General features: G+C 59.5%; 16 protein-coding genes. 6 read left to right on the top strand and 10 right to left on the bottom strand.

The window, feature by feature from the left end; all coding sequences use genetic code 11:
* The first annotated feature begins 31 nt into the window (after positions 1-31).
* Both D8U70_RS02905 and yccS read left to right on the top strand, forming a co-directional pair.
* On the top strand, positions 32-1,210 hold the full coding sequence (locus D8U70_RS02905) for an NAD(P)/FAD-dependent oxidoreductase (protein ID WP_073476434.1): 1,179 nt from the start codon (positions 32-34) through the stop codon (positions 1,208-1,210).
* 228 nt (positions 1,211-1,438) lie between these two features.
* The gene (gene yccS / locus D8U70_RS02900; protein ID WP_110603548.1) at positions 1,439-3,631 is read left to right on the top strand and encodes a YccS family putative transporter; all 2,193 of its coding nucleotides are present in this window, start codon (positions 1,439-1,441) and stop codon (positions 3,629-3,631) included.
* 111 nt (positions 3,632-3,742) lie between these two features.
* Here the strand turns inward: yccS and D8U70_RS02895 are convergent, their stop codons facing one another.
* Positions 3,743-4,480, bottom strand: a complete 738-nt coding sequence (locus tag D8U70_RS02895; protein WP_110646282.1) for a transporter substrate-binding domain-containing protein — start codon at positions 4,478-4,480, stop codon at positions 3,743-3,745.
* A 255-nt stretch (positions 4,481-4,735) separates the two neighbouring features.
* Between D8U70_RS02895 and D8U70_RS02890 the strand changes: the two genes are divergently transcribed.
* A complete protein-coding gene (locus tag D8U70_RS02890; RefSeq protein WP_130926808.1) occupies positions 4,736-5,188 on the top strand; it encodes a GNAT family N-acetyltransferase in 453 nt (150 codons plus the stop codon).
* A 96-nt stretch (positions 5,189-5,284) separates the two neighbouring features.
* Here D8U70_RS02890 and D8U70_RS02885 read toward each other — a convergent pair whose 3' ends face one another.
* From D8U70_RS02885 to D8U70_RS02875, 3 genes are read right to left on the bottom strand one after another with little or no spacing between them, the layout of a single operon-like run.
* Positions 5,285-5,581, bottom strand: coding sequence for a winged helix-turn-helix domain-containing protein (locus tag D8U70_RS02885; RefSeq protein WP_016772794.1), 297 nt, complete (start codon positions 5,579-5,581; stop codon positions 5,285-5,287).
* Between the two features lie 18 nt (positions 5,582-5,599).
* On the bottom strand, positions 5,600-6,094 hold the full coding sequence (locus D8U70_RS02880; protein ID WP_038861199.1) for a M48 family metallopeptidase: 495 nt from the start codon (positions 6,092-6,094) through the stop codon (positions 5,600-5,602).
* A 44-nt stretch (positions 6,095-6,138) separates the two neighbouring features.
* Positions 6,139-8,262, bottom strand: coding sequence for an EAL domain-containing protein (locus D8U70_RS02875; protein ID WP_130928265.1), 2,124 nt, complete (start codon positions 8,260-8,262; stop codon positions 6,139-6,141).
* Between the two features lie 312 nt (positions 8,263-8,574).
* Between D8U70_RS02875 and D8U70_RS02870 the strand changes: the two genes are divergently transcribed.
* From D8U70_RS02870 to D8U70_RS02860, 3 genes are all read left to right on the top strand, one after another.
* Complete coding sequence (locus D8U70_RS02870; protein WP_016772792.1) at positions 8,575-9,243, top strand: polysaccharide lyase family 7 protein; 669 nt, start codon at positions 8,575-8,577, stop codon at positions 9,241-9,243.
* Between the two features lie 456 nt (positions 9,244-9,699).
* On the top strand, positions 9,700-10,062 hold the full coding sequence (locus tag D8U70_RS02865) for a DUF6124 family protein (protein WP_130928264.1): 363 nt from the start codon (positions 9,700-9,702) through the stop codon (positions 10,060-10,062).
* A gap of 195 nt (positions 10,063-10,257) precedes the next feature.
* A complete protein-coding gene (locus tag D8U70_RS02860; protein ID WP_177433939.1) occupies positions 10,258-11,682 on the top strand; it encodes an IS1182 family transposase in 1,425 nt (474 codons plus the stop codon).
* 136 nt (positions 11,683-11,818) lie between these two features.
* Here the strand turns inward: D8U70_RS02860 and fba are convergent, their stop codons facing one another.
* The 6 genes from fba to tkt form a co-directional block, all read right to left on the bottom strand.
* Positions 11,819-12,883 (bottom strand): class II fructose-bisphosphate aldolase, encoded by a 1,065-nt coding sequence (gene fba / locus D8U70_RS02855; RefSeq protein WP_008081027.1) that lies wholly within the window; start codon positions 12,881-12,883, stop codon positions 11,819-11,821.
* Between the two features lie 272 nt (positions 12,884-13,155).
* Positions 13,156-13,488, bottom strand: coding sequence for an MliC family protein (locus D8U70_RS02850; protein WP_130928262.1), 333 nt, complete (start codon positions 13,486-13,488; stop codon positions 13,156-13,158).
* 57 nt (positions 13,489-13,545) lie between these two features.
* A complete protein-coding gene (locus D8U70_RS02845) occupies positions 13,546-13,767 on the bottom strand; it encodes a hypothetical protein (protein WP_016772786.1) in 222 nt (73 codons plus the stop codon).
* Positions 13,768-13,801: 34 nt separating this feature from the next.
* Positions 13,802-14,965 carry a phosphoglycerate kinase gene (locus tag D8U70_RS02840; RefSeq protein WP_016772785.1) on the bottom strand — a complete coding sequence of 388 codons (1,164 nt, stop codon included), beginning with the start codon at positions 14,963-14,965 and terminating at the stop codon, positions 13,802-13,804.
* A 12-nt stretch (positions 14,966-14,977) separates the two neighbouring features.
* Positions 14,978-16,030, bottom strand: a complete 1,053-nt coding sequence (gene epd, locus D8U70_RS02835) for an erythrose-4-phosphate dehydrogenase (RefSeq protein WP_071173875.1) — start codon at positions 16,028-16,030, stop codon at positions 14,978-14,980.
* Between the two features lie 151 nt (positions 16,031-16,181).
* Positions 16,182-18,145, bottom strand: a 1,964-nt coding sequence (gene tkt / locus D8U70_RS02825) for a transketolase (RefSeq protein ID WP_130928261.1), incomplete at its 5' end; no start/stop codon positions are given.

Raw genomic sequence — 18,145 nt, 5'->3', positions numbered from 1 at the left:
GTGGGAACGATCATTGTGTGAGGACACCGTTTTGCGCTCTACCGAAGTCGTGATCATTGGCGCTGGCGCGGCCGGCTTGATGTGTGCCCTGACCGCCGCCGGGCGCGGGCGTCAGGTGTTGCTGCTCGACCACGCGAACAAGGCCGGCAAGAAAATCCTCATGTCCGGCGGTGGCCGCTGCAATTTCACCAACATGTACACCGAACCGAGCAATTTCCTTTCGCAGAACCCGCATTTCTGCAAATCGGCGCTGGCGCGTTACACCCAGTGGGATTTCATCGGTCTGGTCGGCAAACATGGCGTGCCGTACCACGAGAAGAAACTTGGCCAGCTGTTCTGCGATAACAAATCCAGCGACATCCTCGGCATGCTCCTTGATGAATGCGATCAGGCCGGCGTCGAGCTGCACCTGGACACCTCGATCCAGGCCATCGAGAAGGTCGACAGCGGCTACCTGCTCGACACCACCCTCGGTCAGGTCCAATGCCAATCGCTGGTGATCGCCACTGGCGGCCTGTCGATTCCTACCCTGGGCGCTACCGGTTTCGGTTATCAGGTCGCCAAACAGTTCGGCCATGAACTGCTGCCGACCCGCGCCGGGCTGGTGCCGTTCACCATTACCGACCAGCTCAAGGAACTCTGCACCGAATTGTCCGGCACCTCGGTGGATTGTCTGGTCAGCTGCAATGACCAGAGCTTTCGCGAGAACATCCTCTTCACTCACCGTGGCCTCAGCGGCCCGGCGATTCTGCAGATTTCCTCGTTCTGGGAGTCTGGCGATACGGTAGAGATCAACCTGCTGCCGGATCACGACGCGGCGAGCTGGTTGCAAGAGCAAGTCGCCGAGCGTCCGAACAGCGAGCTGAAGACTTTGCTTGGCGAGATCTTCACCAAGAAAATGGCCAACCTGCTGGCGGACAACTGGTTCGTTTCCAAACCGATGAAGCAGTACACCCACGCTGAACTGGCGGAGATTGCCGAGAAGCTCGGCAGCTGGAAGGTTGTGCCGGCGGGAACTGAAGGCTATCGCACGGCTGAGGTGACTCTGGGTGGCGTCGACACCCGCGAGGTGTCGTCGAAGACCATGGAATCGCTGAAAAGCCCGGGCCTGTACTTCATTGGTGAAGTGCTCGACGTCACCGGGCACTTGGGCGGCTTCAATTTCCAGTGGGCCTGGGCCTCGGGCTACGCTGCTGCGCAGTACGCTTAACTCAAGGCTAAATACAAAACCCTGTGGGAGCGAGCTTGCTCGCGAAAGCGGTCTTTCAGTCAACATTGTGGTGACTGACACATCGCATTCGCGAGCAAGCTCGCTCCCACAGTGGTTTGTGGTGTAGTAAAAGGAACACTTTTTGCTGTCAGATGTGCTCGGCGCCATTGCGTCGGCGTCATTACTGGCTCAATTTAGCGGCATCGCCTCGGAAGGCCTTCGCACTTCATGTCCTCGACCTCGTTTCGTCAGTCTTTGCGGCGCCTGTGGGCGCTGGATAAATTCAGCTACAGCGTGCGGGTATTCATCGCCCTGACCGGCAGCATGGCGCTGTGCTGGTATCAGGACGAAATGGGCCTGCTGATCCCGTTGTTTCTCGGCATCATCGCCAGCGCCCTGGCCGAAACCGACGACAGTTGGCAGGGCCGCCTCAACGCACTGGCGGTAACGCTGGTGTGTTTCAGCATCGCCGCGCTGTCGGTGGAATTGCTCTTCCCCTACCCGATCATTTTCGCCGTGGCCCTGGCGCTGGCCAGTTTCGGCCTGACCATGCTCGGCGCACTGGGCGAGCGTTACGGTGCGATCGCCTCGGCGACGCTGATTCTCTCGGTGTACACGATGATCGGCGTCGATCAGCGCGGCGGCGCGGTTACCGATTTCTGGCATGAACCGATGCTGCTGGTCGCCGGCGCGGCGTGGTATGGCCTGCTCTCGGTGCTGTGGCAGGCGCTGTTTTCCAACCAACCGGTGCAGCAAAGTCTGGCGCGGCTGTTCCGCGAACTGGGCCTGTATCTGAAGCTGAAATCCTCGCTGTTCGAGCCGATCCGGCAGATGGACGTCGAAGCCCGCCGCCTCGAACTGGCGCAGCAGAACGGCCGGGTGGTCGCCGCCCTGAACACGGCCAAGGAAATCATCCTGCACCGGGTCGGCAACGGTCGACCGGGCTCGAAAGTCAGCCGTTATCTCAAGCTGTACTTCCTCGCCCAAGACATTCACGAACGTGCCAGCTCTTCGCACTACCCTTACAACGCGCTGGCCGAGGCGTTCTTCCACAGCGACGTGCTGTTCCGCTGCCAGCGCCTGCTGCGCCAGCAAGGCAAGGCCTGCCGGGCCTTGGCCGAATCCATCCAGATGCGCCAGCCGTTCATCTACGACGCCAGTTTCGCCGAAGCCCTGAACGACCTGCATGCCTCCCTCGAACACTTGCGCATCCAGAGCAACCCGGCATGGCGCGGCCTGCTGCGCTCGCTGCGCGCACTGGCGGCCAACCTCGGCACCCTCGATCGCTTGCTCAGCGATGCCAGCAACCCCGATGCCCTGGCGGACGCCACCGACAGCAGCCTGCTCGACCGCTCACCGCGCAATCTCAAGGACGTGTGGATTCGCCTGCGTACACAACTGACGCCGACTTCGCTGCTGTTCCGCCATGCCCTGCGCCTGCCGCTGGCACTGAGCATCGGCTACGGCATGGTGCACCTGATTCACCCGTCCCAAGGCTACTGGATCATTCTCACCACGCTGTTCGTCTGCCAGCCGAACTACGGCGCCACCCGGCGCAAGCTCGGCCAGCGGATCATCGGCACGGCCATTGGCCTGACGGTGGCCTGGGCGCTGTTCGACCTGTTCCCCAACCCGGTGGTGCAATCGTGCTTCGCCATCGCTGCCGGCGTGGTGTTCTTTACCAACCGCACCACTCGCTACACCCTGGCGACGGCGGCGATCACGATCATGGTGCTGTTCTGCTTCAATCAGGTCGGCGATGGCTACGGGCTGTTCCTGCCACGGTTGTTCGATACCTTGCTCGGCAGTTTGATTGCGGGTCTGGCGGTGTTCCTGTTCCTGCCGGACTGGCAGGGCCGGCGCCTGAACAAAGTGCTGGCCAACACCCTGACCTGCAACAGCATCTACCTGCGCCAGATCATGCAGCAATACGCCGCCGGCAAGAGCGACGACCTCGCTTATCGCCTGGCCCGCCGCAACGCGCACAACGCCGACGCGGCGCTGTCGACCACACTGGCGAACATGCTCATGGAGCCGGGGCATTTCCGTAAGGAGGCGGATGTCGGCTTCCGTTTCCTGGTGCTGTCGCACACGTTGCTCAGCTATTTGTCAGGGCTCGGCGCGCACCGCGAAACACAGTTGCCAGCGGAGGTGCGCGAGCATCTGATCGAAGGCGCCGGGGTGAAACTGGCGACCAGCATCGACGAAATCGCCCAAGGCCTGGCGAGCAAGCAGCCAATCGCGATTCAGAGTGATGAAGAGGAAGCGCTGGCCAATGAACTGGAACAGATGCCGGATGAAATCGATGAAGGGCAGCGGTTGGTGCAGACGCAGCTGGCGCTGATTTGCCGGCAGTTGGGGCCGCTTCGGACGTTGGCGGCGCATTTGATCAAGGACACTGCCGAAATCAGCGGCGCCTGAGACGACGCGTTCGCGAGCAGGCTCGCTCCCACAGGGTATGCATTTCAAGTTGTGGGAGCGAGCCTGCTCGCGAAGAGGTCATCAGCCACAAAGAAATTGCCGGATCACCCTTCACATTCCATGCCGCCGCAATAACTTCTCATAAGTCCCGTCAGCCTTCATCGCTGCAATCGCCCGGTCAAACCCGGCGACGATCTGCTCATGCTGCGGATTCTTCAGGCTGACCAGAATATGCAGGCTGTTCTCACTCAACGGCTTGGGTAAAAACTCCACCGAATTGCGTACCTTGGCCGATTCCCGCGCCAGGTAATACTTCGCTACGTACTCATCTTCAAGCGTCAGCTTGACCCGATCCGCCGCGAGCATGCGCACGCCCATGGCGAAGTTGTGCACAGGGACTTTCTGCATCGCCGTGTCGGCATCGAACGGTGCGGAATAGGCATAGCCACGCACCACCGCAATCGGATAGGTGTGCAGTTGCTCGAGGCGGTTGTATTCAATAGGTGCGTCTTTGCGCTTGAGGAAGCGGATGCGGTTGATCAGGTACTCACCGGAAAACTGGCCGATCTGCGTGCGCTCGTCGTTGTACCAGGCATTGACCAGCACGTCGTAACGCCCCTCGCCAATCCCCAGCAATGCGCGCGCCCATGGCACTTGCTCGTAACCGCTGGCATAACCGGCGCGAGCCAGTGCGGTGCTGACAATGTCGGTGGCCAGGCCACCGTTGACCAGTGCATCGTCGGTAAACGGCGGCCAATTATCGAACGCCAGCCGCAGCTTCTGCGCCGCAGCATCCTGGCCGAGCACCAGCAGTCCGATCAAAGCAACGGCTTGAAGCAATCGCAGCATGCTTGAACATCCTCAGCGGGCAACCGCCCGACGTGGTTTCACGTCAAAATCCAAGGCCCCTTACCGGCAAAACCCAAGCATTGAACATTAGCTCATGGGAGCCAGTGGACAGTGCTCTTGAGCAGATTACACAAAGTCGCAGGCAGCGTGAGAAAGGAATAGTGGCATTTTGACCTTTATCACAGACTGTTGCGCCATACAGACATACGGCGCTGCTGCGCTTAGTATCGGGCGACATGGTCAAGGAATCGAAAAATGACAATCGAGTGGATCTGCAAACATCATCGCGATCTGGGCAAAGAGCAGTTGTACGCCTTGTTGAAGCTTCGCTCTGATGTATTCGTGGTCGAACAGAAATGTGCTTATCCGGACCTCGACGGCCAGGATCTGGAGGGCGATACCCATCACCTGATGGGTTGGGAGGATGATCAGCTGATGGCTTATCTGCGCCTGCTGGACCCGGAATCCCAGGGCGGCGACGTGGTGATTGGCCGCGTGGTGACCGCGCCCGCCGGCCGTGGCAAAGGGTTGGGCCACGCGATGATGGAACAGGCGCTGAAGCAGGCCGAAAAGCACTGGCCGCAGGTACCGATCTATCTGTCGGCGCAGGCACACTTGCAGGGGTATTACGGCAGGTACGGGTTTGTCGCAGTCGGCGAGGAATATCTGGAGGATGACATTCCGCACATCGGCATGCGTCGTTCTTGAGGGCCCTTTCGCGAGCAGGCTCGCTCCCACAGGGAATGCATATCCATTGTGGGAGCGAGCCTGCTCGCGAAGGCGTCAGAACCGTCGGCGCAGGATTCAGGGGTATTCCAGCACCGCTTTTATCTGCCGCAAATTGCGCTCGATCCACCCCCGATCAATCGCTCCCCATTCACGAATCCGATAGCGCCCGGCATGATTGCGTGCGCCCTCTTCCTGTTCGAACTCACAGATGATGTCCAGATCGGCCAGCGCGGCAATCGTGTCCTGCGCCGTGCGTCGCGGCATGCCGGTGACTTCGGTCAGCGTCGGCACACTCGGCGCCAGGCCGCTATCGATCAGATAAGCTACGTACAAACGGCGATAGAAACTGCTTTTGGTCTTGCTGACGTCCATCCACACCTTCCTGATTGGTCAAGCCTGCATATCCCGCCACGTCAGGTACACACGCAGATCGAACTCGATCTGGTGATACCCCGGCAGCATGTGCTCGCACAGTTTATAGAACGCCTTGTTGTGATCCGATTCCTTGAAGTGAGCCAGCTCGTGCACCACGATCATCTTCAGAAAATCCGGCGCGGCGTCCTTGAACAGCGCGGCGATGCGGATTTCCTTGTTGGCCTTGAGCTTGCCGCCCTGCACTCGTGACACCGTGGTGTGCAGACCGAGCGCGCGGTGGGTCAGGTCGAGGCGGTTGTCGAACAGCACTTTGTCGATGGCCGGCGCATTGCGCATGTACTGCTGTTTGAGATCCAGCGCGTAGCTGTACAAGGCCTTGTCGCTCTGCACGTCGTGTCGCCCTGAATAGCGCTGATTCAGGTATTCACCCAGACGCCCTTCGGCTATCAGTTGGCGCACCTGATCCTGCAATTGTGCGGGGTAGGCCTGGAGGTACTTCAACACAGTCATGGACGAGCGACGCGGTTCGAAAAAGGTCCGCCAGTGTAGCGAATTCAACCGGGCAACGCGCTCCAGTCAAACGGTTCGACGAAGCTGACCGCGTCTTCGGCGATCAACGGCCGCGCGACGAGGAAGCCCTGCACGTATTCGCAGCCATGGGCTTGCAGCCACTGATATTGCTCGAGGGTTTCCACTCCTTCGGCAATCACCAGCAGACCGTATTGCTTGCACAGATCGATGACCATGCGCACCAGCACCGCATCGCGTGGCGAGTCCGGCAAGCGCGCGATCAAGTGGCGGTCGAGCTTCAGCGTGTCCAGTTCGAGATCGCGCAGATGCGCCAGCGAGCACGGCCCCGAACCAAAATCATCCAGCGCCACGCGCACCCCGAGATGACGCAGCAGCCGCAGTTGCTTACGGGTTTCGTCCGGGTTTTGCATCAACGCTTCTTCGGTGACCTCGACTTCCAGTTGCCGCGGTTGCAACGCATGGCGTTCCATGACCTGTCGCAGTTCGGTGACCAGATTCGGCAGGCCGAACTGGGTGTTGCTCAGGCTCACGCCGAGCACCAGATCGTCGGCGAACAAGGTTTCCCAGGCTTTGCGCTGGCCGGCGCCACGGTGATAGATCCAGCTGCCGAGGCGACTGATCAAGCGCGCCTCTTCCAGCAACGGCAGAAACAACCCCGGCGGCACATCGCCGACGCTCGGGTGCTGCCAGCGCAGCAACGCTTCGAAGCCACGGATCTGTCCGCTGCCGATCGCCACCTGCGGCTGATAGACCAGATTGAAATCACGATTCTCGATGGCCTCGCGCACGCTGTCTTCAAGCATCAGACGCGAACGCGCGCGGCCGTTCATTTCATGATCGTAGAAGCGATATTGCTGACGCCCGGCACGCTTGGCTTCGTACATGGCAATGTCCGAAGCGCGCAGCAAGCCGTCGAGGTTACGGCCACAGTCGGGATAAGTAGCGATGCCGATACTGGCGCCAAGAACGATATCCAGGCCTTCGATCTGCTGACAGACCGATACCCGTTCGATGAGTTTTTCGGCAATCTTCGCCGCTTGCTCGGGAAACTCCAGATCCAGCAGCGCGGTGAATTCATCGCCGCCCATGCGCGCGAGAATATCGAACGGCCGCAGGCACGCCTTCAGTTGCTCGGAAACCCAGCGCAACACACGGTCGCCGGCGTCATGGCCGAGGGAATCATTGACCCGTTTGAAGCCATCGAGATCGAGGTAGAGCAGCACCCAGCTGCTGTCGCTGCGTTCCCCGCGCAACAACAGGTTTTCCACGGTCTGGTAGAACCCGCGCCGATTGAGCAGCCCGGTCAGCGGATCGGTCACCGCCTGGAACTCCAGTTGCTGGTGCAAGTGACGCACCACCGACATGTCCAGCACCGTCACCACCATCGCGTGCTGTTCCGAGGGCAGCGGTGCGCAGGACAATGCCACCGGCACTTGCTGCCCGGGCGCAGTACGCAACAACGCATCATGCAGGCGCAGGGTTTCACCGCGTTGGTAGCCGGCGTAGAACTCGGAATCGGCCCACAACGGAATGTGGGGCTTCTGCAGGAAATCGAGAAACTCCTTGCCTTCCAGATCCTTCACCGGCGCATTGAGCAGTCGCGAAATCGCCGGGTTGGCAAAGCGGATCACGCCGTCCTCGCTCAACACCAGAATGCCTTCGGCGGCGTTGTCCAGCACCGAGGCATTGAAGGCGCGCGCCACTTCCAGGTCATGACTGAGGCGTTGCAAGGCACGGCGATTGCGCTGGTGCTCGAGCAACGCCTGGACCTTGGGCTTGAGAATTTGCGGATCGAACGGCTTGAACAGGTAATCCACCGCGCCGCTGGCATAGCCCTTGATCACGGCATCCTGGGATTGCTCGTTGGCGGTGAGGAAAATGATCGGTGTCAGCCGCGTGCGCTGGCTGCCGCGCATCAACCGCGCGACCTCGAAACCGTCCATGCCGGGCATCTGCACATCGAGCAGAACCAGGTCGATGTCGTGTTCGAGCAAAAGGTTCAGCGCCTCGAAACCCGAGGCGGCGGTCATCACTTGCCAATCCTGACGCTGCAGCAACGCGCGCATGCTGATCAGATTTTCGGGGTAATCATCGACGATCAAAAGGACCGAGCTGCCTTCACCTGGCTGGGGTTGCGCGCATTCCATGCTGCTTCTCTTATCGGGACCGGTTGCCGGCAAAACCATAGACGTACTGAGCCTTCACTCTAGACGCGGATCAGTGAAAGCAGAAGCTGTCATCCCGCCATCATTTAAACAATGCTCAACCCAGCCGACTAACGGTCACCGCTACAGCCCCCGAAAACCGGGTGGGATGGCATTTCGACAGGACTTTGACGTCAAGTAATCGCCAGGCGGGCATTAACAAAAATTGCCGCTACGCTTATAAAGACGCCCGAAAACGCGCGGGCTAGAGCTTCTGGCACCGGCGTTCCGGATGAATTGATTGGAAGAACCGTCATGATCGACCTCGCAACCTGGAACCTCAGCGTTCCTGTTGGCAGCCCGCCGTACACCGTCGAAACCTCAAAACTGGTGGATGGCTTCAAGGATCAGTACTTCCATTCCGACACCGGCACCCTGTTCTTCTGGTCCCCGGTGACTGGCTCGAAAACCGAAAACGCCATCTACCCGCGTACCGAACTGCGCGAAACCTACAGCAACGGCACCCTGCGCAACTGGTACTACCCGGACGCCGACAACCTGCTGCGCGCGACCCTCGCGGTGAACAAGGTGCCGAGCTCGGGCAAGATCGTCATCGGCCAGATCCACGCGTACGAGAGCCAGCGGCCGATGGTCAAGCTCGAATACCAGTACAAGGAAAAAACCCAGACCGGCAATCTGGTGATCAAAGTGCGCATGCGCCCGGACGACGCCGAAAGCCGCGTCATCACCCTCGCCACCGGCGTCAAGCTTGATCGCGAATTCAACTACCTCATCCACTTGAGTCCCGGCGGCGCACTGGGCGTAAGTGCAGCGGGGTATCAATGGGACTCACAGATCAGCGCGACCTGGCGCGACAAGCCGCTGTATTTCAAGGCTGGGGTGTATGTGCAGGACAACACCGGGTATACCAGCGAAGGTGGGCAGGTGACGTTTACCAAACTGGATATTGATCACGACAAGTAACGCAAATCCTACTGTAGGAGCTGCCGGAGGCTGCGATCTTTTGATCTTGTTTTTGATTCTAAAAAGACAGAATCAAAAGATCGCAGCCTTCGGCAGCTCCTACCTTTAAACAGCGCTGTTTAGAGCTGTCAGCGGTTACTTCCGGATGCCTACAACAGCTTGCGTCGTTGCCTACCACTACGCCAGAATTCGCCGGCTTGTGCGCCTGGCGGGCCATCGGTAACTTGATTCGCGTCACTGATTTTCAGTGATCGGGTTTAGTAGCCCGTGGTTTCAAGCGTGATGCACAAGCATCTGTCAGTCGGGGATGTCGATTCCTGCGCTTGATGGCAGCTGTGCGCAGGGCACCTTCGGGTGCGCCGGCTTGCTCGAAACCCCGGTCTACTAACCTGCGTACAGTTGCCTCCACTTTGATTAGTAGCCAGAGCGGAGGCACTCCAATCAGGTTTCGAGCAAATGACTAAATCAACGCCACACCCGCCGGTCACCGACCCGGCCTCGCCATACGAATCCCTCGACTCAAAAAAACTCAACGACGCCGCCGAACGCGCCCTCGACCACTACCTCAACCCCGCCGCCCTTATCATGGCGAGCACCAACGAACCCGAGCCCATGTACTTCGCAAACCCGAAATACAACACCGAATCCCTGCTGGCCAACGCCAGCGAAACCTTGGGCTCAGCCAGCGTCATGCTCAACAACTTCGCCGCGATGCTCGACAACTCGCATCGCAAAACCGCGCTGGGGATCGCGCAGGTCGTCATGCTCGGTGAACTGGCAGTGAATCAGGCACTGGATCACGTTGAACTGAAGGAGTAGTCACTGATAAAGGACTCTTCGTCGACGAGCTCACCGTCAATCCAGCAGTCATGCCCACGCTTGAAGAGATAGCGGAAATATTTGTTTAATTACGCCCACAAAAAACCCGCCTCTCCAGACTGTGTGAAAACCTAGCAATCTGCGCAGCGCTCAAAGAAAATGCTCCGTATCGAAAGATACGGAGCATTTTTCGTTATGGCCTACATCCAGGGACAGTCCCGCAGCCAGACCAGCCTGTTTCCGGTCTCGCTGGAAGAGTTGATCCCCGAGGATCACCTCGTTCGCGTTATCGATCTTTACGTCGCCAAGCTGGATCTGGTTCGACTGGGCTTTGATAAAGCACTTCCCAAAAGCACCGGCCGTCCCTCTTACGATCCAGCGGATCAGCTCAAACTCTACCTCTACGGCTATTTCCAGCGGATTCGCTCATCACGACGGCTCGAAGCCGAGTGCCAGCGCAACGTCGAAGTGATGTGGCTGATCAATCGACTCAAGCCTGATTTCAAGACCATCGCCGATTTCCGTAAAGACAACAAAGCCGCTTTTATCGCGACGTGCCGGGCCTTCGTGCAGTTTTGCCGCACAGCGGGGCTGATAACCGGCGAGCTGGTGGCCATTGATGGCAGCAAATTTCAGGCGGTCGCCTCTTCACGGCGTCATATGAATTTGAAGCGGCTCCAACATCAAGAGCAGAAGCTGGAGAAGCGCATCGCCCACTATTTGGCAGAGCTGGACGAGGCAGATAAAACCGAAGCCGGCGAGAAGATTGACCGCAATGCAATCAAGGCGACTTTGGCGCAACTTGAAGTCAGGCATTCCAATAACTTGACGTGCCAGGCGCTGATGAAATCCATGGAGCTTGAGCAATTCAATACCCACGAAAGCGATGCGCGAATGCTGCGAACGCACAAAGGGCCTCGGGTCGGGTACAACGTGCAGACAGCCATCGACGCTGAAAACTGCATGATCGTGCATCATGAAGTAACTCAGGACAGCGATGATCGCAAGCAACTTGAACCGATGGCCAAGGCCGCCAAGGAACAACTTTCGCAGGATGAACTGACGGTCACCGCGGATGCGGGCTATTCCAATGGCAAGCAGTTCCAGGCATGTGAGGATGAGAACATCACGGCTTATGTGCCTGTGGCGCGATCACTCAACTCCTGCGGCAAGGAACAGATATTTTTCGATCGAACAGCATTTGCCTACGATGCGTCGCAAGATCGATATCAATGCCCTGCCGGAAAATGGCTGATCTTTAAGCAGATCAGCAATAAAGGCCGGATCTACCAAGCGAAGGTCAGCGACTGCGCAAGCTGCACGATTAAAGCGAAGTGCACCGACGCCAAACGCCGATACATCTCGCGCCATCTGCACGAACAGGCTTTCGAGCGAATGGAGCAGCGAATGCAGGCGCATCCCGAAATGATGGTCAGCCGACGATCCATCGTCGAACATCCCTTCGGCAACCTTAAACAGTGGTTATTTGGTAACGCTCGATTCTTGCTGCGACAGCTTGAGGGCGCGAGAGCTGAAATGGCCTTGGCGGTGAACGCCTACAACCTGAAAAGAGCAATTAACGTGTTGGGCGTGCGCCAGATGATGGCGCTGATGGGCTGAAACGCCTTTTTTCGTTTGCTGTGAGCACAAAAGCAAACGCCCCGAACAAGTCGGGGCGTTTGCTGGAACCGCCGTCAGTGCGTTTTCACACAGTCTGTCTCGGCGGGTTTCTTTTTAATCAGCTCAACACTCAGGCTCAGTTGACCTTCGCGTTCAACTCACCCTTCAGATAACGCTGGTACATCGCTTCAAGCGAGATCGGTTTGATCTTCGAAGCATTACCAGCAGTACCAAACGCTTCGTAACGCGCGATGCACACGTCACGCATTGCTGTCACGGTGGCGCCGAAGAATTTACGTGGGTCGAATTCGCTCGGGTTGGTGGCCATCAGGCGGCGCATGGCGCCGGTGGAGGCCAGGCGCAGGTCGGTGTCGATGTTGACCTTGCGCACGCCGTGCTTGATGCCTTCGACGATTTCTTCAACCGGGACGCCGTAGGTCTCTTTGATGTCGCCGCCGTACTGGTTGATGATCGCCAGCCACTCTTGTGGCACGGAGGACGAACCGTGCATCACCAGATGAGTGTTGGGGATGCGCTTGTGGATTTCCTTGATGCGGTCGATCGCCAGCACGTCGCCGGTTGGTGGCTTGGTGAACTTGTAGGCGCCGTGGCTGGTGCCGATAGCGATGGCCAGGGCGTCGACCTGGGTGCGTTTGACGAAGTCAGCGGCTTCTTCCGGGTCGGTCAGCATCTGGCTGTGATCCAGAACGCCTTCGGCGCCGATGCCGTCTTCTTCACCGGCCATGCCGGTTTCCAGCGAACCCAGGCAGCCCAGCTCGCCTTCTACCGAAACGCCGCAGGCGTGGGCCATGGCCACGGTTTGTTGGGTAACGCGGACGTTGTAGTCGTAGTCGGTCGGGGTCTTGCCGTCTTCGCCCAGCGAGCCGTCCATCATCACCGAGCTGAAGCCCAGTTGAATCGAACGCTGGCAGACGTCAGGGCTGGTGCCGTGGTCCTGGTGCATGCACACCGGGATGTGCGGGAATTCTTCGATCGCCGCCAGGATCAGGTGACGCAGGAATGGTGCGCCGGCGTATTTGCGGGCGCCGGCCGAAGCCTGGACGATCACCGGGGAGTCAGTCTTGTCAGCGGCTTCCATGATGGCGCGCATCTGCTCAAGGTTGTTGACGTTGAAGGCTGGAACGCCGTAGCCGAACTCGGCTGCGTGGTCCAGCATCTGGCGCATGCTGATAAGTGCCATTGTGTGTGTCTCTCCCGGTTGAGGGTCGTTGATCGTGCCAGCCTGCCGGAGCGGCGGCGGCTATTCAAGTTAATGCAGATCGGGGGTTGAGGCCCGGTCTGGTGATTCGGTGTTACCAAAATCTTCTGAACGACACAGAACACCTGTGGGAGCGAGCTTGCTCGCGAATACGTCTTGGCATTCAACATTGATGCAAGCTGATCCACCGCTTTCGCGAGCAAGCTCGCTCCCACAGTTGGATCGGTTTCCACATTGGATCTGTGTTGTGTCAATTACTCGGTCTTGCAACCACGGCCAATCAGGTCATTGGTGGCAACCCAGTACACCAGGCCTTCGTCACCCTTGACGTGAAACGCCAGCATGCCATCGCTGTACAGCGTGCCCGAGGCGCCCGGCTCTTCTTTCAGGCGATAGACCTGATCACCGCCGCCGAGGCGAACGTCGACTTCCTTCTGGCCGGCATCGACGTAACGCCACAACACCTTGGCCTGGCTGTCGCAGGTCCAGGTCGTCCAGTTGTCTGCCGGGGCCGACGACTGAAACAGATTCAACTGCGCGCAACCGCCCAACAATGCCAACGCCGCAACGGCGATCAAGCCTTTCATCCGTGTTCCTCGACTGACGACGCATGCCGCCAGCCCTGAGTTAAAGAGTCAGACCCGTCAAGGACAACCATGTTCCTTGACCGGGGTTTGCGTCTCGTATTTGTCCAGGCCGTCCGGACCCGAGCGCTTGTTCAGCACCGGGTTGGTTTCGGCCTGCCAGTCGGCCTGATAACAGCCCTTCTGCGGTTCGCTCGGTGCTGGCGTGGCGTCAGCCTTCGGGGTGCTCCCGCAGGCCGCCAGCGTACCGGTCAGCAACAACAGCGCTAACGACTTGACCATGTGAACACTCCTTTGCCTGGCCAAACGGGCGGCCTCAGGCCTTGGCCCGGCTTTCCAGGACTTCAACGGCAGGCAGCACCTTGCCTTCGACGAATTCGAGGAACGCGCCACCACCGGTGGAAATGTAGGAGATCTGCTCGGCCACGCCATATTTATCGATCGCCGCCAGGGTGTCGCCACCGCCCGCGATGGAGAATGCCGAGCTCTCGGCGATGGCCTGGGCCAGCACTTTGGTGCCGTTGCCGAACTGATCGAACTCGAACACGCCAACCGGGCCGTTCCACAGAATGGTTTTCGACGACTTCAGCAGCTCGGCGAAATTGGCTGCAGTTTGCGGACCGATGTCGAGAATCATGTCATCTGCCGCGACGTCAGCGATCAACTTCACAGTCGCTTCAGCGCTTTCGGCGAATTCCTTGGCGACCACGACGTCAACCGGCAACGGCACGCTGACTTTCGCCGCGATTTCACGGGCGGTGTCGAGCAGGTCCGGTTCATACAGCGACTTGCCGACCGGGTGGCCGGCGGCAGCGAGGAAGGTGTTGGCGATGCCGCCGCCGACGATCAGTTGATCGCAGATCTGGCTCAGGCTGTTGAGTACGTCGAGTTTGGTCGAGACCTTGGAGCCGGCAACAATGGCCGCCATTGGCTTGGCCGGTGCGCCCAGGGCTTTGCCCAGTGCGTCCAGTTCAGCGGCCAGCAACGGGCCGGCAGCGGCGACTTTGGCGAACTTGGCTACACCATGGGTCGAACCTTCGGCGCGGTGAGCAGTACCGAAAGCATCCATCACGAACACGTCGCACAGGGCGGCGTACTGCTGGGCCAGGTCGTCGGCGTTCTTCTTCTCGCCCTTGTTGAAGCGTACGTTTTCGAACAGCACGATGTCGCCAGCCTTGACTTCAACACCACCGAGGTAATCAGCCACCAGCGGCACTTCGCGCCCGAGCGCTTTGCTCAGGTAGTCGGCGACAGGTTTCAGGCTGTTCTCGGCGGAGAATTCGCCTTCGGTCGGACGGCCCAGGTGCGAGCAGACCATCACTGCCGCGCCTTTTTCCAGGGCCAGCTTGATGGTCGGCAGCGAAGCCAGGATGCGCGCGTCGCTGGTGACAACACCGTCCTTGACGGGGACGTTGAGGTCTTCGCGGATCAATACGCGCTTACCTTGCAGATCGAGGTCGGACATCTTCAACACGGTCATGGGTCGCACTTCCTACGGTTTTTTTGAAGTTGCTGTTTGCAGATAGTGGTCTGCAACGTCCAGCATTCGGTTGGCAAAACCCCATTCGTTGTCGAACCAGGCCAGAATGTTCACCAGTTTGGGGCCGGAAACACGGGTCTGACTGGCATCGACGATGGCCGAATGTGGGTCATGGTTGAAATCACAGCTGGCGTGCGGCAACTCGGTGTAGGCCAGAAGGCCTTTGAGCGGGCCGCTGGTGGCGGCTTCGCGCAGGATCCGGTTGACCTCGTTGGCGTCAGTCGCGGTGGCGGTCTGCATCGTGATGTCGAGGCAGGACACGTTGACTGTCGGCACGCGCACGGCTTTGGCCTGAATTCGCCCGGCAAGTTCCGGCAGCAGGCGCTCGATACCGCGTGCCAGACCAGTGGACACCGGGATCACCGACTGGAACGCCGAACGCGTGCGGCGCAGGTCTTCGTCATGATAGGCGTCGATCACCGGCTGATCGTTCATCGCCGAGTGAATCGTAGTGATCGACACGTAATCGAGACCGATCGCCTGATCGAGCAGGCGCAGCAGCGGCACGCCGCAATTTGTCGTGCACGAGGCGTTGGACACCAGCAGTTCGTCGCCGGTCAGGCAGTCCTGATTGACGCCGTAGACGATGGTAGCGTCGACATCCGCTTCGCTGGCCATCGGCTGCGAGAACAGCACGCGCGGTGCGCCGGCGTCGAGAAAACGCTGGCCATCGGCACGGGTGTGGTAAGCGCCGGAGCATTCCAGCACCAGATCGACGCCCAGCGACGCCCAATCGATGCCTTCGGGGGTGGCACTGCGCAAGACCTTCACGCAGTCGCCATTGATATGCAGACAATCGCCTTCAACCCGCACTTCGCCGGGAAAACGGCCGTGGGTGGAGTCGAAGCGTGTCAGGTATTCGATGCTGGCCATGTCGGCCAGGTCGTTGATCGCGACAATTTCAAACCCGGCCTGCGCGCCGCGCTCGAACAACGCCCGCAAGACGCAACGACCAATGCGGCCGTAGCCGTTGAGTGCAACTTTGTAGGGACGCGGTTGAGGCATGGGGTTCTCGATTACCGTGGTGAATCATGCAGTGCGATATTGCCTGAACCAACGCTTTCGCGAGCAGGCTCGCTCCCACATTGGAATGCATTTCCCTGTGGGAGCGAGCCTGCTCGCGAAGGCGTCAGCCCGGACAACACAACTGTCAGATTTAGTCTTCCAGCAGCTCTTCAGCCTGACCGAGGATGTTTTCCAGGGTAAAACCGAACTCTTCGAACAATGCCGAAGCCGGCGCCGACTCACCGTAGGTGGTCATGCCGATCACGCGACCTTCCAGACCCACGTACTTGAACCAGAAGTCGGCATGGGCGGCTTCGATGGCGATACGTGCACTGACCTGCAACGGCAGAACCGACTGCTTGTACTCCGCATCCTGAGCATCGAACGCGCTGGTGCAAGGCATCGAGACCACGCGGACCTTGCGGCCCTGCTCGGTCAGTTTGTCGAAGGCTTGGACAGCCAGACCGACTTCCGAACCGGTGGCGATCAGGATCAGCTCAGGCTCGCCTGCGCAATCCTTGAGCACATAACCACCACGGCTGATGTTGGCAATCTGGCCAGCATCGCGTTCCTGGTGCTGCAGGTTCTGCCGCGAGAAGATCAGCGCCGATGGGCCATCCTTGCGCTCCAGAGCGTTTTTCCAGGCCACTGCCGATTCCACGGCGTCGGCTGGGCGCCAGGTGTCGAGGTTCGGCGTGCTGCGCAGGCTGGTCAATTGCTCGATCGGCTGGTGCGTCGGGCCGTCTTCGCCCAGACCGATGGAGTCGTGGGTGTAGACGTGGATCACGCGTTTCTTCATCAAAGCCGACATGCGTACGGCGTTGCGCGCGTATTCCATGAACATCAGGAAGGTCGCGCCGTAAGGCACCAGACCGCCGTGCAGGGCGACGCCGTTCATGATCGCGGTCATGCCGAACTCGCGCACGCCGTAGTACATGTAGTTGCCGCTGGCGTCTTCAGCGCTGACGCCTTTGCAGCCTTTCCACAGGGTCAGGTTGGAGCCGGCGAGGTCAGCCGAACCGCCGAGCATTTCCGGCAGCAGCGGGCCGAAAGCATTGAGGGTGTTCTGGCTGGCTTTGCGGCTGGCGATGGTTTCGCCCTTGGCCGCAACTTCGGCGATATAGGCCGAGGCTTTTTCCGAGAAGTCGGCCGGCAGTTCGCCGCTCAGACGACGGATCAGCTCGTTGGCTTCAGTCGGGAATGCAGCGGAGTAAGCGGCGAAACGCTGATCCCACTCGGCTTCGACCGCGCGGCCAGCTTCTTTGGCGTCCCACTCGGCATAGATCTCGGCCGGGATTTCGAACGGGCCGTGGTTCCAGTTCAGCGCCTGACGGGTCAGGGCGATTTCTGCGTCACCCAGTGGGGCGCCGTGGCAATCTTCCTTGCCCTGCTTGTTCGGCGAACCGAAACCAATGGTGGTCTTGCAGCAGATCAGCGTCGGTTGGGCGCTCTTGCGCGCGGTTTCGATGGCGGTCTTGATCTCTTCCGGATCGTGGCCGTCGACGTTGCGGATCACCTGCCAGTTGTAGGCTTCGAAACGCTTCGGCGTGTCATCGGTGAACCAGCCTTCGACTTCACCGTCGATGGAAATGCCGTTGTCATCGTAGAAGGCAATCAGCTTGCCCAGGCCCAGCGTGCCGGCCAGGGAAGCGACTTCATGGGAAATGCCTTCCATCATGCAGCCATCACCGAGGAACACGTAGGTGTGGTGGTCAACGATGTTGTGGCCGGGACGGTTGAACTGCGCGCCCATGACTTTTTCCGCCAAGGCGAAACCGACGGCGTTGGCCAGACCCTGACCCAGCGGGCCGGTGGTGGTTTCGACGCCCGGGGTGTAACCGAATTCGGGATGACCTGGAGTGCGGCTGTGCAGTTGACGGAACTGCTTGAGGTCGTCGATGGACAGGTCGTAGCCGGTCAGGTGCAGCAGCGAGTAGATCAACATCGAGCCGTGGCCGTTGGACAGCACGAAGCGGTCACGGTCGGCGAACGACGGGTTGCTCGGGTTGTGCTTGAGGTAGTCGCGCCACAGCACTTCGGCAATATCTGCCATACCCATAGGGGCACCGGGATGGCCGCTGTTGGCTTTTTGCACGGCATCCATGCTGAGGGCAC

The sequence above is a fragment of the Pseudomonas sp. Sample_20 genome (genome assembly GCF_004307585.1).
GTDB classification, from domain to species: Bacteria; Pseudomonadota; Gammaproteobacteria; order Pseudomonadales; family Pseudomonadaceae; genus Aquipseudomonas; species Aquipseudomonas atacamensis.
This window is presented reverse-complemented; position numbering and strand designations above follow the sequence as displayed.